This is a genomic window from Polyangiaceae bacterium (genome assembly GCA_015075635.1).
GTDB lineage: Bacteria > Myxococcota_A > Polyangia > Polyangiales > Polyangiaceae > JADJKB01.
In genome coordinates this window covers 3,198,033-3,217,580 of sequence record JABTUA010000001.1, presented here as the reverse complement: position 1 = coordinate 3,217,580, position 19,548 = coordinate 3,198,033, and the positions used below count along the sequence as shown (strand labels likewise).

The window sequence follows — 19,548 nt, the reverse complement described above, 5'->3', positions numbered from 1 at the left end:
CGGGCTCGCCTTGGGGGGGCTCGGCTTCGGCTACGCCGTCGCCACGGGCACCACCAGCGGCGCCGGCGGCACGCTGGCGATCTTCGGCGTGCTCAAGCGCGAGGAGCTCGATCTGCGGGCTCCGGGGCTGCTCTCGATGATGGCTGCCGTGGCCTACTTGGCGCCGGCCCTGGTGCGGCGCGTGCCCAGCGTCGTGCTCGCAGCGGCGGCGCTGCTGCCCGCGCTCTTGCTCTGGCGCGCCGCGGGCGTGGGCTTGGCGGAGCGGCGCGTGGCGCTGGCGGCGGAGCGCAGCGCACCGCTCGGCAAGCTGGTGCTCGGTCGTCTGCGCAAGCTGAGCGATCGCGACAAGGACGGCTTCTCGGCGCGCTTCGGCGGCGGCGACTGCGACGACGCAAGCGCCCAGATCTCCCCGGCGCCGAGGACGTGCCGGGCAACGGGTTGGACGAGGACTGCTCGGGCAAGGACGCCGAGCAGGTGGTGCTGGAACAAGCCGAGCCCGCTCTGCCCAAGGACGCTCGGGAAGCGGCGCTGGCCAAGATCCCCGAGGGCCTCAGCGTGGTGCTGATCAGCATCGATACGCTGCGCTACGACATCGGCTACATGGGCAACCCGCGGCCCGTGTCGCCGAACATCGACGCGCTGGCGAAACGCAGCGTCGTGTTCGAGAAGAGCTACGCCCTGGCGTCGTACACCAGCAAGAGCCTGGCGCCGGCGCTGATCGGCAAGTACCCGAACGAGACGCACCGCGGTTGGGCGCACTTCAATCGCTTCGCCAAGGCGGACATCTTCTTGCCGGAGCGGCTCCAGAAGGCGGGCATCCGCACCGTCAGCGTGCAAGGTTACTGGTACTTCTTCCAGGAGGGAGTGGGTTTCGAGCGCGGGTTCGACGTCATCGACACCTCCGCGGCGCCCAAGAGCATCCAGGTCGAAGGGGATCGCAGCTACAACTCGGAGAAGCTGTCCGACGCGGCCATCGCCCAGCTCGGGAAGCCCGAGAACGCGGGCAAGCCGCTGTTCATGTGGGTGCACTACGTGGATCCCCACGCCGAATACGTGAAGCACGAGGGCTTCGACTTCGGTGGTACCGGCCGCGACCTCTACGACAGCGAGGTGGCCTACGTCGATCACCACGTCGGACGGCTGCTCGAGGCCATCGAGAAGAGCCCGGCCAAGGACCGCACCGCGATCGTGCTCACCAGCGACCATGGCGAGGCCTTCGGCGAGCACGGCATGCTGCGCCACGGCTTCGAGCTCTGGGAGGAGCTGATCCGAGTCCCGCTCATCGTCTACGTGCCTGGCCTGACGCCGCGGAAGGTGAGCGTGCGACGCGGCGCCATCGATCTGGTGCCGACCCTGCTCGAGCTCTACCGCCAGCCGATGCCCAGCGGCGAAGGCACGGACTTCGTCAGTGGAACCTCGCTCTTGCTCGATCTCGTGCACCCCGAGGGTCACGAACCGAAGGAGCGCATCGTCTTTTCCCACATGACCGCCGGGCCCAACAACGCCGACCGGCAGGCCTTCATCGACGGTGGGCTCAAGCTCATCACCAGCGACGGCCGGCCCATCGGGCTCTACGATCTGGAGAAGGACCCTGCGGAGAAGAAGGACCTGCTCGACGACGCGGCCCTCAAGGAGAAGGTGATGGGTCGGTACCGCGCGTTCCTGAAGGAGCTCCGAGAGGTGAAGGTCAGGCCTCAGTGAGGTGACGCCCCGGGCTCGGTACGGGAGTTGCTTTTCCACGCGTCGTACGCGGCGTCCGTACGCGCCGGGGGGGCCTCGGGCGCCGCGTACGGGGTTAGTTCGGAGCAGGTGCGCGCCGATGCGCTTGCCGAGATGCGAAAAGCGGCCGGAGAGGGGGGGCGCGACGTGCCGGGTCGCCGATGCGCGGGCGGGGAGCTCCGGCGCTGCGTGGTTTCGCGACAGCTGTCGTCATTTGCGACCCGCGCGGATGTCCGCGAGCACGCCGCGGAGGAAGGGCAGCCCTCGGGCGATCAGCGCCAGCGCGCTCACCGCCTGCCACACCACGCTGAAGGCCAGGATGCGCTCTGCGGGTGCCCAGGGGCTGAGCAAGAGCCACGCGCCCTGCACGGCGCCGAAACCGGCGACGTTGATCGGCAGCGACGCCACCACCAGGATCACCGGCATGTACGAGAGCATGACGGTGAGCGGGATGTCCAAGCCGAACCAGCGCGCCGCGAGCCAGGTCGCCGAAGTAGTCGTGGCGTGCTGGCAGAGGCGAATGCCGAGCTGCGCGAGCCGCGCGCGCGCCCGACCTTGACCCAGATCTGCAAGAACCCGAAGCGTTCGACCCGGGTCGCCGGCACGAGCACCACGGCAGCGATGATCGACAGCGCGACGCCCAGCACCACCGGCAGGACGGCGCCCGGGACCGCGGGTCGCCCGATCACGATCACCAGCGTGGCGTACAGACACACCGAGCCGAGCTCCGCCAGGATGATGTAGAAGATGAGCCCGCCGGCTTGCCCCAGGTTGAGCCCGGTGCGGCGGGCGACCCAGGTGGCGTAGATGCCCTGGCCCAGCGCGTAGTGGACGATGTGCAGCACGACGGCGGCGGCCTTGCCCTTGGCCACGCCGAAGTAGCTGGGCGTCTTGTCCGGGGGCAGGAGGCCGGCGAGCACCGTGCGGTCTGCGGCGGCGACCCAGACCAGGGACGCGACGTAGGTGACCAGGGCCAGGGGGATCAGCGGCAGCGTCTGGCCCTTGCCATCTCCGCGCGGATGGCGCTGATGGAGTAGCGCTGGCTGATGAACGCGATCACCAGCGCTGCCACGACGTAGGGCGCGAGCCACGAGAGCCAGGTGGTGAGGCGCCGGCGCGGGCGCGGCGGGGCAGCTCGGCCTCGGGAATCAGAGCTCTCCCGCGAAGGCGTCGGCCTGCGCCAAGAGCCCCGGCAACCCGCCGGTGTGGATGAAGAGGACCCGGCTCGGCTTCGGCTCGAGCTGGGAGAGCGCGTACAGGGCCTTGCCGGTGTAGACCGGGTCGCAGAGGAGTCCGGTGCGTCGCGCGACCTCGACGATGAAGCGGCGCTGCTCCGGGCTCGACACGGCGTAGCCGGGTCCCTTCCAGCGATCGTGGACCTCGAGCCGCGCCGTGCGGTCCAGCTCCGAGCGAGACGCTGCGCCTCGAGCGCGATGCGGCCGACGACGGCTTCGAAGTAGGCGGAGTCGTCGCACACGGCATGGCGTGGACGTCGCGAGCGACGTCCCATTCGGCCGCCCCCAGCACCAGCCCGGCCGCGGTGCCGCCGGAGCCACAGGCGACCACCACCGCGTCGAACGGCGCGGGGCCTCCGCCCAGGCCGAGCTCGAGCTGCTCCCGCACCTCGCGCATCGCGTCGACGTAGCCGAGGGAGCCGAGGGCGTTCGAGCCTCCCTCGGGGGATCACGTAGGGCCGCTCGCCCAGCGCGCGGAGCTCGTCGGCGGCGCGTGACATGAGCGGCATGCGGCTCCGGTAGTCGTCGGGCGAGATCAGGCGGATTTCGGCGCCCACCAGCCGATCGAGCAGCAGGTTGCCTGTCGCAGCCGGTGTCGCGCTGGGCGCGCCGGTACGCAGGAAGAGGCACGATCGAAGCCCGAGTCTGGCGGCGACGATGGCGGTGGCGCGCGCGTGGTTGGACTGCAAGCCGCCGCAGGTGAGCACCACGCTGGCGCGCGCTGCGAGCGCATCGGCCATCAGGTACTCGAGCTTGCGGATCTTGTTGCCTGCCTCCGGGCCGCCGCTCATGTCGTCACGCTTCACCCACACGCGGGTGCCGACCAGCGCGTCGAGCGCGTCGGAGCGCCAGAGCGGGGTGGGCAGATGACAGAGCGCGATCTTGTCGCGCATCAGGCCACCGTGACCAGGCGAGCGCCGCCCTCGACGGCGTCGCCGGGTTGGACGTGGACCTTCTGCACCACGCCCGCGCGGGGCGAGCCGAGCTCGTTCTCCATCTTCATGGCCTCGACGACCACGACCGGCGCGCCGTCGGCGACCTCGTCGCCCTCGGCGACCAGCACCTTGATCACCTTGCCGGGCATCGGTGAGGTCACGGTCCCGTCGTGGCCGGCGCTGGGGCGGACCTTGAGCTCCGCTGCCGCGCGCATGCGGGCGCTCTCGACCTCGAGATCCGCGCGGCGGCCGCTGATCCAGGCGCCCAGCTTGGGCAGCTCCCCTCGAGCACGACGTCGAACACCCGCTCCCCGAGCTGCAGCGTGAGCGCGCTGCCGGTGTGCGAGAAGCGCGCGGGCAGGACGCGGGCAGTCGAAGAATCGGCGCCGGCGGAGGCGAGGAGCCGGACCTCGTGGCGGCCACCCGGCAGCTCGGCGACCTCGACCACGTGCTCCTCCCCGTCGATGTTGACGAAGTAGCGCATGGGGCGCGGAAGCTAGCAGAATCTGCGCGAGGCTGGCGAGGCATTGTCGTTCCTCCCCGAGCGGGTGCATCCTTTCGGCCAGCGTTGGCCGCATGAAAGTCCGCCTCGATCTCACCGAAGCCCCTGGTGGTGCCGAGCTGGTTGAGCGCAAAGGGCTCGGTCACCCCGACACGATCTGCGACGCGCTGGCCGAGGAGCTCTCGCACGCGCTGTGCCGATTCTACCTGGATCGCTTCGGCGAGATCCTGCACCACAACGTCGACAAGGCGCTCCTGGTGGGCGGCGCCTCCCGCCCGCGTTTCGGCGGCGGCGAGCTGCTCGAGCCCATCGAGATCCACCTGGCGGGGCGCGCCGTGACTCAGGTCGGCAACGACAGCGTGCCGCTCGCGGACATCGTGCGCGAGAGCGCGACCACCTGGCTCTCGGAGAACCTGCGCTCGCTAGACGTCGAGCGCCAGGTCCGCATCTTCACCCACGTCCGCGCCGGCTCGATGGATCTGTCGGAGCTGTTTCGCCGGCGGCAGCACGCGGGTGGCGTGCTCGCCAACGACACCTCCATCGGCGTGGGCTTCGCGCCGCTCTCCAGGCTCGAGCGCCTGGTCCTCGAGGTCGAGCGCGAGCTGAACGGGCCGGCGTTCCGCGCCACCCACCCAGCGGGAGGCGAGGACGTCAAGGTGATGGGCCGCCGGGACGGTGACCGGGTCGCGTTCACCGTCGCGCGAGCGTTCGTCGATCGTCACCTGCCGGACCTGGACGCGTATCTCTCGGCCAAGGCCGCGGTGGCGAGCCGAGTGCGCGAGCTCGCGGCGCGCGAGCTCGGTGAGGTCGCGCTGGTCGTCAACGGCAGCGACGACCCCGAGAACGGCAGCGTGTACCCTGACCGTGACCGGCCTGTCCGCGGAGGCGGGGACGACGGGCAGGTCGGGCGCGGCAACCGCGTGAACGGCCTGATCACGCCACACCGGCCCATGAGCCTCGAGGCCGCGGCCGGCAAGAACCCGGTCAGCCACGTGGGCAAGCTCTACAACCTGGTGGCGAACGTCGCAGCCGCGTCGCTGGCGAACGAGCTCGACGGCGTGGAGCACGCCGAGGTCTACCTGGTGAGCTGCATCGGCCGGCCCGTGAGCGAGCCCGAGCTGGCGCAGGTTCGGCTGTGCCTGCAAGACCCCGCCGGGCTGGAGTCGCTTCGTCCCCGGGTCACCCAGATCGTGACCTCGGCGCTCGGCGAGCTGCCGACGCTCTTGCCGCGGCTGCTCCAGGGTGACATTCAGGTTTACTGAGATGACCGAGCCCAAACCTCTGGCACCGACCGAGCTCCGGCGCGCCTGTGACCCCGCAGAGCTGCCCTTCGAGTCCACCGCGGAGCTCGAGCCGCTCGAGCGCCCGCTGGGCCAGGAGCGCGCGGTGGAGGCGACGCACTTTGCCGTCGCCCTGCGCCGCCCCGGCTACAACCTGTTCGTGCTGGGCCCGAGCGGATTCGGCAAGCACGCGTTCGTGCGCCAGATCCTCGACCGCGCCGCGGAGAGCCGCGATGTGCCGCCGGACGTCTGCTACGTCTACGACTTCTCGGCCGCACCGAAGCCGCGCGCGCTGCTCGTGCCGGCAGGCCGAGGGCGCGAGCTCTCGAGCGACATGGACAAGCTGGTCGAGGACCTTCGCGCAGCCATCCCCGCGGCGTTCGAGACCGACGATTTCCGGGCCAAGCTCTCGCGCATCGAGGATGAGCTCCGGGCGCGGCCGGAGAAGGTGTTCCGCGAGATCGAGGAGCAGGCGAAGAAGTCCGGCATCGCCATGATCCGGCTGCCCAGCGGCGTCGGCTTCGCTCCGCTCAAGAACGGCGAGGTGCTCGCGCCGGACGAGTTCGAGAAGCTGCCCGAAGACGAGCGCGCGGTGCTAGAGAAGACGGTGGCCGAGCTGCAGCAGAAGCTCCAAGCCGGGCTCCGGGAGCTGCCGCGCTGGGGCAAGCAGGCGCGCGAGAAGGTGCGCGAGCTGAACCGCGAGGTCACGAGCTTCGCCGTGGACCAGCTCGTGGACGACGTGAAGCAGAAGTACGAGGACCTGCCCAAGGTCGTCAACTACCTCGAGGCGGTTCGCGCCGACGTGATCGAGAACGCCGATGCCTTCCGCCACGACGAGGAGAAGGGCCCGCTGGTCGAGCTCACCGGCGGCAAGCGACCGTTCCAACGCTACGGGGTCAACCTGATCGTGGACAACTCCGCCGCCACCGGTGCGCCCGTGATCTACGACGACCGCCCGGCCATCGACAGCCTGCTCGGTCGCGTGGAGCACCGCGCGGAGCTCGGCGCGCTGGTCAGCGACTTCACGCTGATCAAGGGCGGTAGCCTGCACCGCGCCAACGGCGGCTACCTGATGCTCGACCTCAGGCAGCTCTTGATCCACCCCCACGCCTGGGAGGCGCTGAAGCGCGCGCTGTTCTCCCGGGAGATCCGCATCGAGTCCCTGGGGCAGATGCTGGGCTTCTCCGCCGGCGCGAGCCTCGAGCCGGAGCCGGTCCCGCTCGATCTGAAGGTGGTCGTGATCGGAGATCGCTACCTGTTCCACCTGCTGGCGGAGGTGGACGCGGACGTCGGCGAGCTGTTCAAGGTCGTGGCAGACTTCGACGACCGCATCGACCGGACGCTCGAGAACGATCTGGCCTTCGCTCGCCTGATCGCCACGCTCGCGCTGCGCGACGGGCTGCGCCCGCTGGGGCGCGACGCCGTAGCGGCGGTCCTGGAGCAGAGCGCGCGCGCGACCGGTGACTCGCGGAAGCTCTCCACGCGCGTGCGCGATCTGGCCAACTTGCTCCACGAGTCCGAGCACTACGCCGGCGAGCGCAGCGCCGAGCTGGTTTCCGGAGCAGACGTGCAGCGAGCGTTGGACGCGAGGACGCGGCGCCAGGATCGCCTGCGCGAGCGCCTGCACGAGCAGATCCTCAAAGACACGCTGCTCATCGACACTGGCGGAGAGAAGGTGGGCCAGGTCAACGGGCTGTCGGTGCTCGAGTTCGGCGGCTTCGCCTTCGGCATGCCCACCCGCATCACCGCCACCGCGCGCGTCGGCGACAGGAAGGTCGTGGACATCGAGCGCGAGGTCGAGCTCGGCGGTGCGCTGCACTCCAAAGGCGTGCTGATCCTGTCGAGCTATTTCGCGGCGCGCTACACCCGGCACATCCCGCTGTCGCTCTCGGCCAGCTTGGTCTTCGAGCAGTCGTACGCCGGGGTCGAAGGCGACAGCGCGTCGCTGGCGGAGCTGTGCGCGCTGATCTCCGCGCTCTCCGGCGCGCCGGTGAAGCAGAACATCGCCATGACCGGGTCGGTGAACCAGCACGGCGTGGTTCAGGCCATCGGCGGCGTGAACGAGAAAATCGAGGGATTCTTCGACATTTGCCGCGCGCGGGGCCTGGCCGGAGACCAAGGCGTGATCATCCCGGTGAGCAACGTCCCGCACCTGATGCTGCGCCCCGACGTCGTGGCCGCCTGCGCCCAAGGCAAGTTCGCGGTCTACCCGGTGCAGAGCGTGGACGACGCCGTTCAGGTGCTCACGGGGCTGCCTGCGGGCGAGTCCGACGAAGAAGGAGACTTCCCCGAGGGCACGGTCAACGCGCGGGTGCTCGAGCAGCTGGTGCAGTTCGCGGTGATCGGTGAGAGCTTCGGCAAGCTGGTCAAGGTGAGCGCGGACGACGACGACGATCCGAACGGTGGCCAGGGTCCCCACGAGAGCAACTGATGGCCAAGATCGTGGTGGGCTTCGATTCGTCGGCGAGTGAACGGCTCGCAGACGCTGCGGCGCGTCTCGCCCAGGCCCTCGAGGGCGAGCTGCTCGGGATCTTCGTGGAAGAGCCGGCGGCACTCCGGCTGGCGGAGCTGCCTTTCACCCTTCTGATCGAACACTCTGGACGAGCTCAAGCCCTGGACCTCGCGCACCTCGAGGCGCTGTTCGCGGCGGCGGCGGCGCGGGCTTCTGCCGAGCTCGCCCGGGCGGCGCGGCGTGAGCGAGTGCCGGTATCGTTTCGCGTGGCGCGCGGCCGGCTCCTGAGAGAGCTCGCGTCGGCGGCGAACGAGCGTGACCTGATCGTCATGGACAGCTCGCGCCCCGAGCCCCGACCGGGCGCGTCGCGCGGTCCGGTGACCCTCGCGGCGACGCGGGCCGAGCATGTGCGGACGCTGCTCGAGCTGGGGGCGGCCGTCGCGGGCCGCGAGCTCCTGGTGTTGATCGCGCCCGAAGACGCGCGCCCGGGCGCCGAGCGCTGGGCTGCCGAGACCGGGCATCCGGTGCTGTTCCGACGCTTCGCCAGCTTCGCGCCTCGCGGGCTCGGCCGGGCAGTGGCTCAGCTCTCGGGCCGCATGCTGCTGGTCGTCGGCGACGAGTGGGGGAGCGCGAGCTCGGGGAGCTGCGCCGGGAGCTGGGCTGTCCGCTGGTTCTCTGCCGCTGAAAACCCGAGCTTTCGCGGACCGGCCAGCGGCCCGAAGTTGACGAAAATCAATTTCCTGGAAATGCTTGGGCTTTGGGAGGTTCGAAAACCGAATGAAACTTCGCTCTCTTGTTTTCCTTGGGCTGATGGGCGCCGCGCTGGCGGCTTGTGGCGATGACGACGACGGCGGCGGCTCCGGCGGCTCCGGCGGCGGCGCCACCGGCGGCAGCGGAGGCGGCGGCACGGGCGGCAGCGCCACCGGCGGCAGCGCGGGCACCAGCACTGGTGGCACCGCGGCACCAGCACCGGCGGCACCGCGGGCACCAGCACCGGCGGCACCGCGGGCACCAGCACCGGCGGCACGGCGGGGATGGATGGCGGCGCCGGCACGGACGGCGGTGGCAATGCCGCGGACACGTTCTGCGCGAGCTACGAGACGAAGTGCACGTTCACCGGCACCGACCACTACACCTCGAGCGCGGACTGCAAGACCAAGTACAACGGATTCAACACGGCCACCAAGGCCTGCGTGGAGCAGCACCTGGGCATGGCGGACTCGGCGACGTCGGTGCACTGCACCCACGCGACGGGCATCGCGCCCTGCAACCTGTGAGCTGAACTGATCGCGACGCGGCGCAGGGCACTGGTGGCCCTGCGCCGTGTTTCATTTCGTGGCCGCGCACTTCACCGAGTGACCCGCCGGAAGCCAGTCGTGCTGGCCGAGCCCGTTCAGCGCCGTGGCCAGCTCCCGATCGGTGTCGGGGCAGCGCCGCGCGAGCAGCTCGCCGAAGCGAGTGCGCTCGGTCGCGGTGACGACGCGGAGCCGGAGCCGAGGCTCGGCCCTGGCGGCCGGGCGTACACTGTCGAGCACCCGCCCGAGGTGCTCGTCACGGCTGCTGCCGGAGACCGCCACGACGTGCACGAAGGGCGCGTCGTCCAGTACCGCCACCAGGCTCTCGCGGTCGTCACCCAGGCTGCCGATGAAGGCGCGGTGGCCGGCGATCCGCCGGCTCAGGAAAGGGCCGGAGCGCACGCTCGAGAGCAGCGCCTCGCGGAAGAAGCGGCCGTGCAAGCGCACGATCAGGAGCTCGGCGCCGAGGGCCTTGGCCGAGAGCACGTGGCCCGACAGGGAAGGCGTGAACCCGGGCGGCACGGCGAAGGAGAGCCCGCCGGGGAACGAAAGCGGCGGTCCGCGAGCGCGGCGTCGTGGCCCCCGAGTGGCAGCCCATCGAGCGCGCGGAGGTAGCGCTCGCGTCCGACTTCGCCGCCGGCTGCTCCGGCGGCGAGCGCCACGCGCGCCTGGCGCGCTGCCCGGGCGGGTGTGGATCGTCGTCGTCGTGGGCCGAGGCGCAATCGACGCGGCCGAGCTCGCGCTGGCAATCCAGCGCCACGGCTCGCGCCAGGGCGGCGAGGGCGCGGCCCACCGCCTTCGGATCGTAGCCCGCGCGGGCCACGTAGCGCACCGCGAGGGCATCGGCCTGCCGCTCTTCGTCGGCGTCGAGAGCGCTCTGCCGAGCGGCGCCCAGCGTGGCGTGGGCGGGCAGCGCGCTCTTGCCGAGCTCGGTGTGCCCATGCGCGGCGTGGGCGAGCTCGTGCGCCAGGATCGCGGCGAGCTCCGCCTCGGAGCTCAGGTACGCCAGGGCTCCGCGGGAGACCAGCAGCGTCCCGCCCGGGAGCGCGTGCCCGAGCGGCTTCGGATCGTCGCTGAGCTCGACGCGCCAGGTCTCGTCCCGTCGCCCGACGGCGCGGGCGACTCTGGCGCCGACGCGGCGCACGTAGGCGGTGAGCTCGGGGTCCTCGAGCGGACCGTGGCTGCCCAGGAGGAGCTCGGACAGGATCTGACCGCTGACGCGCTCCGCGCTCGGCGCCGGCACCGCGGGCGGAGGGGCCGCAGGGCGCGAGCAAGCGACCACCAGGGCGAAGACGGGCAGGAGCCTCACGGCGCACGCTCCTCGATCGACACGCGCAGGCCCACGCTCCCTTCGCGCGGATCGAGCTCGATCTCGGGGACCGCCTGCGCCGAGTGACCGAGCGTCTCGTGGTGCTCGCGGATGCGCCCGAGCCCCTCTGCGATCCGCGCGCGCGAAAACACCTGCCCCGGCGCGACACCGAGCAGCTCGCGATAGCGCTGCTCCGGCCCGCGCAGCTTGCCGGAGAAGGTCACGCGCGCGAGCCGGTAGACCGTTCCTTCCTGGATGGGCCACTCGACGCGTAGCGTCCTCGAGCCCTCGTCGCGCACGACGCGCGGCTCACCGAGCGCGACGTCCAAGAAGCCGCGGTCGAAGTACAGCGCCTGGATGCGCAGACGAGCGGGGCCGAGGAGATCCGGGCGGAACGGCGCGCCGGGGCGGTTGACCTCGCCGTCGTGATCGTCCACCAGCGCGGAGAGCTCGGAGCTCGGCACGCTGTGGTTGCCCACCGGCACGAGCTCGGCGAGGGTGTAGCGAGGTCCGGCCTCGACGGCGAAGCACACGTCCACTGTCTCGGTGTCACGGCGCTGGTGGCTCCGCACGCGCGCGTCGAGGTGCCCGCTCTCGACCAAGTGGTCCTCGAGCCCCTGCGCGGCGCGGTGAATCCGCGCCGGATCGAAGAGCTCACCCTCGCGGAGGGGCACGTGACGCCCGAGGGGCAGCGCCCCGATGCCGCGGTAGTCCACGCGCCCGACCAGGCGACGCTCCTCGACGACGAAGCGCAGGCGCACTCCACCGGGCGTCGCGTCCGTCTCGGCGACCACTTGCGAGAACGCCTCCAGCGCGTACAGGCGGCGCACGTCCGCCGCGACGCGCTCTTCGTCGAGGGTCTCGCCCGCGCGAATCTCGATGGCAGCGCGGAGCAAGGCCTCCGGCACCCGGCGCGTACCGCGGAGCTCTACGGCGCTGACGCGGGCGCCCCACTCAGGCTCGGACGGCAGCTCGATCGTGGAGTGTCGGCCCGGGTCGGAGCGTCGCACGCGCTCGGCCGAGCGGCGCTCGGCGCCGCCGCGGGCCGCGCGCAGCCGGGCGCGGCCAAGAGCGCGATCAGAAGCGACCGAAGCGCTCGACGCATGCGCGCCCCGGAGCTCGCTCAGGAGCTCGTCACGTCTCCGCTCGAGCCATGCGCTCCGAGCGGCACCGCTCGGCGGGCTGCCTGCGCGGCCGTACGGCTCGGTGAAGAGCAGCCGCTGCTCCAGCAGCTGGCGTCGGAGCTCGGCGCGGTAGGCGGGAGCGGGGAAGCCCGCGGCGCGCGCCACGGCCAGGAGCTCGTCCACGCCGAGCTTCTGGTCTCCTGCGATGTGGGCGAGGGCGGCCGCGACCTCGGCGTCCGCGATGACCAGACCGCGCTGTCGCGCGCGCGCGCTCAAGAGCGCGCCGGCGATGGCAGCTTCGCGCGCTTCGTCCAGGGCGAGGCGGAGCACCCGCGCGCGCTGCCAGGCGGGCTGGCCGGCGAGCTGGGCCAGGCGAGGGCGCGCGGCAAGGCGGAGCTCCGAGAGCAGGATGGGCGCGCCGTCCACCCGCGCGACCACGCGATCGACGGGGCGCGGGTCGGCGCGGGCCGTAGCCCCGACGAGCAGGCACGCGAGGGTGAGCGACGACCAGCGCATCGGCCAAGTGCAGAGCAAGCCTCGTACCGCGCCGGGGGCTCGAAAATCCCCGCGCGCCCCGCGCGCCCCATGAAGCGTCGTTCACGCGCTGTGGCGCGCTTGCGTCACTTGGCCGGCACTTGCACGAAGGAGCACGACCCGTTGCCGGTGGGCTTGGCCAAGCACTGGTGGCTCGACGGGTGCGATAGGTAGTAGGTCGCGCTGCCGCTCGAGGCGAAGAAGCGACCGATCAGGTTGATCATGTACTGGCCCGAGTCCCAGTTCTGGCAGGGGTTCGCCGGCTCGAAGCCGTGCACGCCCTTGGGCTCGATGTAGGCCTGGAGCTGCGCCACCAGGCGCTGCCCGCCCTGCCAGGCGCTGGCGTCCGGTCCGTAGGGCTTGCCCTTCAGGCGCGGCTCCCACACCGCGTCCACCGAGGCGGGCGTCGCGGGCATCGAGATGCGGCCGGTGCGCAGCGGCACGCTCGCCTCGCGCTCGCCGTAGAGGCTCATGCCCTCGTCGAGCACGTCGATGTCGTAGAGCGACTGGGCGCAGTCGTCGCTGCTGATGGGGTTGGCCACGCAGCGACCGTTCACGCAAGACTGCCCGCTCAGGCACGCGGTCATGTCCGTGTCGGTGCAGTTCGGGTGGCAGACCACGTCGGCCGTCACGGGCACCTCGTTCGGCTGGCACGAATTGAGGTCCGCCGGCTCGGCCCGCGCCAGGCGGTTCACGCCCTCGACCACGTGGGCGTCGATCAGCGCACGGTTCGGCGTGACCCCGCCCAGCGCCGCGTACAGGGCGCTCGGCGTGACGTAGTCGGCGTACGCCGGGTAGCGCTCGGCGGCGTCCGGCAACAGGAACGGCAAGGCCCCGGCGACGCGCCCGAGGGCGATGCCCGAGTTCAGCGGCACGTTCATGTCGCCGACGGTGACCACGTTGAGCATGCCCTTGGGCGGCATCACCTCGCCGTTCGGGTCCGTCATGGGCCGGAGCGCGTAATACGGCGAGAAGTTCACCGGATCACCCGGATCGATGATGTTCGACGCCAGGTTCATGAAGCGGCGCAGCGACGGCGTCTGGCGGATGTGGCCGAAGCCCTCCGCCGGTGCCGTGAGCGGCGAGTCTTTCGGGTAGTACTGGTTCTGGAACTTGGAGCAGCCGCCCGCGCTCTGGCACACCACCTCGCCCGTCACCGGATCCTTGCCGCCGTCGGGGATCACGCCTTCGCCCCACTTGTTGATCAGCTCGACCCGGTGGCTGTCGTCGACCGTGATGTTGCAACCTTTCTCCGGATCGTAGCTGTCCACCACGTCCGGCTGGTCGTAGAGCTGCACCTCCAGCTTGTCGCCGATGCTGGAGGGGATGCCGATGCGGAAACGACCTTCGGTGTCGACTCGGGCGCAGCGCACCTCGCCGTTTTGCCGTTCGACACCATCACGGTGCCCCGGCCTTCGTGTACGCGGTCTTGTCCACGCAACCGAACTCGACCTCGCGGTCGTCGTTCACGTCGATCAGCACGAAGCGCAGCGAGACCTGCGCCTCGCCGCACTTGGTCTCCTTCTGCTTGTTCGCGTCGTAGAACTCCTTGGCGGGGATGCCCACGACCAGGGGCCCGAAGTTCCGGAGGTAGATGCCCTCGAAGGCGCCGCCCTGGAAGGTGCGCGCGCCCACGTCGAGCAGGCCGCCGGCGCCAGCGGTGGGCGCGGAGGCGACCACGTTCGGATCCAGCGCCGCCACGAAGGGCGCCAGGATGCCGCCCAGGGACTGCCCCCAGGCGTAGAACTCGGAGTTGGGCCCGCCGATGTCCGGGGTGCCGTCGCCGTCGAAGTCGCCGGCCAAGTCGTCGGGCTCGCCGTTGCCGTTGTAGTCCTGCATCAGCCGGCCGCTGACCGGGTCCTTGGTGTGAACGGCCAGGCGCTCGCCGTCGAAGCCCTTGAAGACGCGGAACATCTGCAACAGATCGACGGCGCTCTGCCGCACCACGTCCCGGGTGTGGAAGAGGTAGCTCGTCCAGTAGTCGCCGCCGGAGTCGGCGGTGCCGTCGCCGTCCAGGTCGCGGGCCCGGCCGGTGAGCAGGGCGCTGGCGAACGGGCCCTCGCAGGCGGTCTTGAACAGGTTGCGCGCGAGCTGCAGCTCCGTCTCGCCCATCTCCAGGCCGTGGAAGGTGGCGTTCATGCCCACCGACGCGATGCCCTGAGTGGCCAGGTGCCCGGCGAAGCCCAGCACCTCGAGCGAGCTCGAGGTGTAGCCGTGGCCGTAGTAGGCCACTGGGAAGGGCTGGTGGTGCTTCGTCGTGTTCTTGGGCACGACGATCAAGTACTGCACCTTGTCGCGGAAGAGCTGTCCCTTGCCGGTGCGGAAGTCCATGTCGAACGAGGCGTTCGGGTCCTTCCCCTTGGGGCCGCCGGTGATGAAGAACGGGCTGTCGAACTCGCCGATGGCGATGTGGCTGATGGAGTCGAAGGACGCGATCAGGGTCTCGAGCGTCGGCCCGTCGAAGCCGAAGCCCTGCTTGGCCAGCTCGTGCAGCGTCTCTTTGACCACGTCGAACTTCACGATGTGGAAGTTCTTCACCGTGTCCTTGCACTTGCCCTGGGTCTCCCAGCCGGCGGGCTCCTCGGTGCCGTCGGCGAGCGCTTCGAGATCGACCTTGCCGGCCGCGCGGGCCAGCTGGGTGTTCGCGGGGAACTCCTTGCCGATGCGCGCCAGCGGGCCCTTGCCGTAAAGGCCGTCGCGGATCAGCCGCAGGTCCTCCTGCACCGGCTGCGTGGTGAAGGTCCAGGCGAACGCCACGTGCTCGAAGCCGGTGCCGCCGATGTCGCCGTAGTAGCTGGACAGCTCCTTGTTCGACAGGTGCGCCTTCAGGCGCGCCATCGCTTCTTCCTGAGCCGGGTGGTAGACGAAGTCGAAGGGCGAGCGCACCGGATCGCCCGCGGCGCACTTGCTCGGATCCTTGCCGCAGTCGAGCATGCGGTCGGTGATCACCACCGCGTACTGCGTCTTCTCCATGAGCGGCACGAGCGGCCGCATGATCAGCGTGTCCGTCTCGCGCTCGTAGAAGGTCAGCAGGTTGTCGGTCACGCAGCGATCGCGGTCGCGCTCGCTGACCTTGCCGAGCTCCACGTCCACCTGGGTGGGGCAGCCGTCGGGGTTCTTCAGGTTCGGCAGGTCGAGCACGCCGTCGAAGTCGGTGTCCCACTCCGGCTTGTAGCTCGGCACGCCGCCCACCAGCGCCGTGGGCCGGCGCTTGCCCGTGGTCGGGTCGATGGTCTCGTCCGCGGTGTCCCACATCAGGTTCTGCTCGAGCCGCCGCGTGTCGTTGCGCCAGTACTTGTGCTTCTCGCGCACCACGTACTGGAACGAGCCCTCGCCCAGGTCCAGGATGGCCGGGACGCCGGTGTCCAGGTTGACAACGTAGATGGTGTCGTTCGCGAGCTCGTAGTCGTCGCCCTGATGGCGCTTCATCAGGTTCGCGAGGTCGACCGCGGGCTGCGCCGGGTTGTCCTTGCGCTTGGCGAACCCGACGGTGATCGGCGCGTATGTGCCGAAGCCCTCGAGCTGGTCGAACTTCTTGCGCGCCGTCTCCTCGATGCTCGTCGGCGCGACGGTGCTGGCGTTGACGCGCATGCCGGTGCGGCTGGTGGGATCCGGCCACATCGCCTGGTCGTTGGGGAAGGGATCTCCGGCAGGGGCTTGTGGTAGAGGTCCCACTTCACGGTGGAGCCGGAGCCGTCGGGAGTCCTGCCGAGGCCGTCGGGGATCCCGTCGACGCTGCAGCCGAGCGCGCCGAAGCAGAGTGCGAGACTAATCGTGGAGCCGAGCTTCTTCATGGTCCGCCCTTCCCTCAATATTGAAGCCCGAGGCGGAAAACGCCCAGGTACTGGTTGTCGAGCTTGTTTCCTGCCCTGATCCGCGAAGGCGTTGCCGGGAAGAGGACGCCGCCCTGGGCGCCCAGCGCGAGCGTCATGTCGTAGTCGAGCGCGAGCCGGTACTCGGCGCCCACGTCGAGCTCGACGCCCAGATCGTGGCTCTTCGGGTCGCCGCCGTCGTAGTTGCGGAAGCGACCGGTCGTCGCGACCTGGACCGGATCGACGAAGTCCGCCGTGGTCTGGGCGATCACCGCGCCCAGCTTGAGGTCGAGCGGGCGGGTGGGCCGCCAAACCACGGTCGGGTTCAGGTAGGTGGCGCCGAACACTCCGCCGTTCGACGGCAGGAGCTCGGAGCCGGCGGGGGACGCCCGGTCAACCCCGGATCGGCCGCGATGCTCGCGGCGCGCGCGGTTTTCCAGGCCAGCACCTCGTCGAACAGGATGAGCCCGACGTTGTGGTTCGGATCGAAACGGAAGCGGTGCGTGACTCCGTCGTTGGGGTTCGCGTCGCCTTGCGCCCAGCCCCACCCAGCGTCGCCACGAAGTCGCCCCAGCGCTGGTCACCGCTGCCCGCCGTGGTGGCGGCGCCGAGGCGCGCCGCGCGCCGAGCGCGCGGATGTCCTCGCGCTCGTTGTTGCGCGTCTGGTTGACGGTCCGGTAGTAGCTGGTGTCGCCGAGCAGGTACGCCACCTCGTACTCGCCGAACACGTGCCCGCTGGAGCCGGGGATCTTGGCGTTGAACTTGCCGGACGAGTCGAACACCCAGACGCCGATGGTCTCGTCGAACTCGCGGCCGGGCAGCGTCTCGCGGGTGCGCCGCTGGTGGCGGTACACGCCGTAGAAGCCGATCATGTTCTCGTGCTTGTCGGCGTAGAACGCCGCCAAAACCCCTGGAAGGCCCGGTCGTCGTCGGTCAGATCCGCCGTCGCGTCCTTGAACACCAGGTCGCCGGCGATGGCGACGGTGAAGGGCGAGTCCTTGCCGGCGGGCTTGGTGGCGAACGCGATGCGCTCGGCGATGGACCCGCCGTAGTAGTCGCCGAACAGGGTGGGGTGGTCACCGTCGTTGGCCAGGATGCCCATGCCCCAGTGCGACGGCTGCTGTCCGACGCGGAACAAGCCGATGGGCGACAGGTACTCCAGGTACAGCCAGCGCGGCTCGATGCCGAGGGGCTGTCGATCGTCGTAGGGCCGCTCCGCCGCTTCGACGTGGCGGGTCTCCTGCCCGCCGAAGAACCCGCGCGGGACGTCGAGCTGACCGATCAGGGTGAGGTTGTCGCGATAAGACACCCGCGGCGTGAGGCGGAGCCAGTGGTAGGGCGCGCGGTCTGGCCCAGCGCGTTCGTGCTCGCGTCGGTGCCGAACTGGCGCAGCGGCAGATCCGACAGCAGCGAGGCGCGCACCTGGTACTCGCCGTGGAGCTGCACGCGCAGCTGCTCGATCCGGCGGCTTCACCTCGGTGCGCCCGGTCTCCAGCACGAAGCGCGGCTTGAACTCCGTGCCCGCGGCTTCGTCCGACGGCGGCGGCGGCGGCGGCACGGTGGCTTCCGCGGCGGCTGGCGCCTCCGGCGCAACGGCGCCGGGTGGCGCCGGTGGCGCCTCCGGCTGCGCCAGCGCGTGGCAGGTGAACAAAAGCGCGGACGCGGCCGCGCCGCCCCCGCACAGCCCAGAGAATCCCAATCGAGTTCCGGCGGCCCACTGGCCGGCGAGGATAGGGGCCAGCGGGAGGGCGGGACAAGGGGTTTCCGCGCGATTATACAGGCCGCGTGAAGACCGACGCCGAACCGGTTCGCTTGGGGACCTGGCTTTGTCCCGCCGACCTCGAAGACGTGGCGCGGCGGCGTCGGCGGGTCGTGCTCGAGGCGGGGCCCGGGAGAAGGTCCAGCGCGCGCGCCATGCCATCGAGCAGGTGGCGGGGCCGGAGACTCGGCGCCGCGCGCGTACGGCGTGAACACCGGCTTCGGCGCGCTCGCCGAGACGCGCATCAGCGCCTCCGAGGTCCGGCGCCTGCAGAAGAACCTGGTGCGCAGCCACTCGACCGGCGTCGGGCCCGACATGCCAGAGGCGGCGGTGCGGGGCATGATGCTCTTGCGCGCCCAGACCTTGGCCCTCGGTCACTCCGGCGTCCGCGTCGAGGTGATCGAGCTGTTGTGCCAGATGCTCGAACGGAACGTCGTGCCGCGCGTGCCTGCCCAAGGCTCCGTCGGTGCCTCAGGGGATCTGGCGCCGCTGGCACACCTGGCGCTGGCGATGATCGGCGAAGGCGAGGCGCGCGTGGACGGGGAGCTGTGCGATGGAGGTGAGGCGCTCCGGCGGGCCGGGCTCGTCCCGCTCGAGCTCGAGGCGAAGGAGGGCCTCGCGCTGATCAACGGCACTCAGTACATGACCGCGTACGGCGTGCTCGCCCTCTGCGACGCCACCGAGTTGCTCCGAGTGGCTGACATCGCCGGCGCCATGAGCTTGGACGCGCTGAAGGGCTCGGCGCGGCCGTTCCAAGATCGGCTGATGAAGTTGCGCCCCCACCCGGGCCAGGCGAAAGTCGCGGAGAACCTGCGCAAGCTGCTCTCCGAGAGCGCCATCATGGAGAGCCATCACGACTGCAACAAGGTGCAGGACCCGTATTCGCTGCGTTGCATGCCGCAGGTCCACGGCGCCTCTCGCGACGCGCTCGGTTGGGCCAGAGAGGTGCTGGAGCGCGAGATCAACAGCGCGACCGACAACCCCAGCGTGTTCGTGGAGCCAGACGGCAGCGCCGAGGTCGTGAGCGGCGGCAATTTCCACGGTCAGCCCGTGGCCTACGCGCTCGATCTGGCGGCCATCGCCCTGGCGGAGCTCGGCAACATCAGCGAGCGCCGCGTCGAGCAGCTGGTGAACCCGGCGCTCTCCAGCGGGCTCACGCCTTTCCTCGCCAAGAACAGCGGCCTGGAGAGCGGCTTCATGATCGCGCAGGTCGCCAGCGCTTCCCTGGTCAGCGAGAACAAGGTGCTCTGCCACCCCGCCAGCGTGGACTCGATCCCGTCGAGCGCGGGCAAGGAGGACCACGTGAGCATGGGCAGCATCAGCGCGCGCAAGCTCGAGCAGGTGGTGGAGAACGTGCGGCGCTGTCTGGCCATCGAGCTCTTGACCGCGGCGCAGGGCCTGGAGCAGCGCAAGCCGCTCTCGGGCGGCCAGGGGGTGGAGGCCGCGCACGCCGCGGTGCGCGCGCGGGTGCCGGCGCTCGACGACGACCGGCCGCTCTACCGCGACATCGAGGCGGTGGCGGAGCTGATCCGAGACGGGTCCCTCTCCCGGCAGGTCAGCGGCGCGGTGAACGGGCTGGCCTGAGCGCAGCT

General features: G+C 70.7%; 15 protein-coding genes and 1 pseudogene. 6 read left to right on the top strand and 10 right to left on the bottom strand.

Annotated features, from left to right (window positions below; translation table 11 throughout):
- The first annotated feature begins 423 nt into the window (after positions 1-423).
- Positions 424-1,701, top strand: a complete 1,278-nt coding sequence (locus HS104_14660) for a sulfatase (GenBank protein ID MBE7481209.1) — start codon at positions 424-426, stop codon at positions 1,699-1,701.
- Positions 1,702-1,929: 228 nt separating this feature from the next.
- On the opposite strand, the gene HS104_14655 is transcribed toward HS104_14660, so the two are convergent.
- From HS104_14655 to HS104_14645, 3 genes and pseudogenes are all read right to left on the bottom strand, one after another.
- Complete coding sequence (locus HS104_14655) at positions 1,930-2,433, bottom strand: flippase-like domain-containing protein (GenBank protein ID MBE7481208.1); 504 nt, start codon at positions 2,431-2,433, stop codon at positions 1,930-1,932.
- 434 nt (positions 2,434-2,867) lie between these two features.
- A pseudogene (locus HS104_14650) lies at positions 2,868-3,847 on the bottom strand (D-cysteine desulfhydrase family protein).
- The gene (locus tag HS104_14645; GenBank protein ID MBE7481207.1) at positions 3,847-4,467 is read right to left on the bottom strand and encodes an acetyl-CoA carboxylase biotin carboxyl carrier protein subunit; all 621 of its coding nucleotides are present in this window, start codon (positions 4,465-4,467) and stop codon (positions 3,847-3,849) included. The pseudogene HS104_14650 and the gene HS104_14645 overlap by 1 nt, the downstream one beginning before the upstream one ends.
- Here HS104_14645 and HS104_14640 point away from each other — a divergent pair.
- The 4 genes from HS104_14640 to HS104_14625 all read left to right on the top strand — a co-directional run bounded on the left by HS104_14640 (position 4,466) and on the right by HS104_14625 (position 9,400).
- Complete coding sequence (locus HS104_14640) at positions 4,466-5,653, top strand: methionine adenosyltransferase (GenBank protein MBE7481206.1); 1,188 nt, start codon at positions 4,466-4,468, stop codon at positions 5,651-5,653. The two genes, HS104_14645 and HS104_14640, sit on opposite strands and share 2 nt — an antisense overlap.
- Before the next feature lies 1 nt (position 5,654).
- Positions 5,655-8,102 carry an AAA family ATPase gene (locus tag HS104_14635; protein ID MBE7481205.1) on the top strand — a complete coding sequence of 816 codons (2,448 nt, stop codon included), beginning with the start codon at positions 5,655-5,657 and terminating at the stop codon, positions 8,100-8,102.
- Complete coding sequence (locus HS104_14630; protein MBE7481204.1) at positions 8,102-8,965, top strand: universal stress protein; 864 nt, start codon at positions 8,102-8,104, stop codon at positions 8,963-8,965. Before HS104_14635 ends, HS104_14630 begins: the two co-directional genes overlap by 1 nt.
- A 192-nt stretch (positions 8,966-9,157) precedes the next feature.
- Complete coding sequence (locus HS104_14625; GenBank protein MBE7481203.1) at positions 9,158-9,400, top strand: hypothetical protein; 243 nt, start codon at positions 9,158-9,160, stop codon at positions 9,398-9,400.
- Between the two features lie 51 nt (positions 9,401-9,451).
- On the opposite strand, the gene HS104_14620 is transcribed toward HS104_14625, so the two are convergent.
- The 7 genes from HS104_14620 to HS104_14590 all read right to left on the bottom strand — a co-directional run bounded on the left by HS104_14620 (position 9,452) and on the right by HS104_14590 (position 17,896).
- Positions 9,452-9,820 (bottom strand): hypothetical protein, encoded by a 369-nt coding sequence (locus tag HS104_14620; protein ID MBE7481202.1) that lies wholly within the window; start codon positions 9,818-9,820, stop codon positions 9,452-9,454.
- Positions 9,753-10,727, bottom strand: coding sequence for a M48 family metalloprotease (locus tag HS104_14615; protein MBE7481201.1), 975 nt, complete (start codon positions 10,725-10,727; stop codon positions 9,753-9,755). The genes HS104_14620 and HS104_14615 overlap by 68 nt, the downstream gene beginning before the upstream one ends.
- Positions 10,724-12,367, bottom strand: coding sequence for a SurA N-terminal domain-containing protein (locus HS104_14610; GenBank protein MBE7481200.1), 1,644 nt, complete (start codon positions 12,365-12,367; stop codon positions 10,724-10,726). Before HS104_14610 ends, HS104_14615 begins: the two co-directional genes overlap by 4 nt.
- A 104-nt stretch (positions 12,368-12,471) precedes the next feature.
- Entirely contained in the window at positions 12,472-13,758 is a 1,287-nt protein-coding gene (locus HS104_14605) for a hypothetical protein (GenBank protein MBE7481199.1), read from the bottom strand.
- A 25-nt stretch (positions 13,759-13,783) separates the two neighbouring features.
- On the bottom strand, positions 13,784-16,060 hold the full coding sequence (locus HS104_14600) for a hypothetical protein (protein MBE7481198.1): 2,277 nt from the start codon (positions 16,058-16,060) through the stop codon (positions 13,784-13,786).
- A gap of 133 nt (positions 16,061-16,193) precedes the next feature.
- The gene (locus HS104_14595) at positions 16,194-17,102 is read right to left on the bottom strand and encodes a hypothetical protein (protein MBE7481197.1); all 909 of its coding nucleotides are present in this window, start codon (positions 17,100-17,102) and stop codon (positions 16,194-16,196) included.
- Positions 17,066-17,896 (bottom strand): hypothetical protein, encoded by an 831-nt coding sequence (locus HS104_14590; protein MBE7481196.1) that lies wholly within the window; start codon positions 17,894-17,896, stop codon positions 17,066-17,068. The genes HS104_14595 and HS104_14590 overlap by 37 nt, the downstream gene beginning before the upstream one ends.
- A 267-nt stretch (positions 17,897-18,163) precedes the next feature.
- On the opposite strand from HS104_14590, the gene hutH reads away from it, so the two are divergent.
- Positions 18,164-19,540 carry a histidine ammonia-lyase gene (gene hutH / locus HS104_14585; protein MBE7481195.1) on the top strand — a complete coding sequence of 459 codons (1,377 nt, stop codon included), beginning with the start codon at positions 18,164-18,166 and terminating at the stop codon, positions 19,538-19,540.
- The last annotated feature ends 8 nt before the right edge of the window (positions 19,541-19,548 follow it).

What these genes read in the sequence shown, in the direction of transcription:
- HS104_14640 (MBE7481206.1), top strand. Translation starts at nt 4,466, where the DNA reads ATGAAAGTCCGCCTCGATCTCACCGAAGCCCCTGGTGGTGCCGAGCTG.
- HS104_14610 (MBE7481200.1), bottom strand. Translation starts at nt 12,367, where the DNA reads ATGCGCTGGTCGTCGCTCACCCTCGCGTGCCTGCTCGTCGGGGCTACG.
- HS104_14635 (MBE7481205.1), top strand. Translation starts at nt 5,655, where the DNA reads ATGACCGAGCCCAAACCTCTGGCACCGACCGAGCTCCGGCGCGCCTGT.
- HS104_14625 (MBE7481203.1), top strand. Translation starts at nt 9,158, where the DNA reads ATGGATGGCGGCGCCGGCACGGACGGCGGTGGCAATGCCGCGGACACG.
- HS104_14630 (MBE7481204.1), top strand. Translation starts at nt 8,102, where the DNA reads ATGGCCAAGATCGTGGTGGGCTTCGATTCGTCGGCGAGTGAACGGCTC.
- HS104_14645 (MBE7481207.1), bottom strand. Translation starts at nt 4,467, where the DNA reads ATGCGGCCAACGCTGGCCGAAAGGATGCACCCGCTCGGGGAGGAACGA.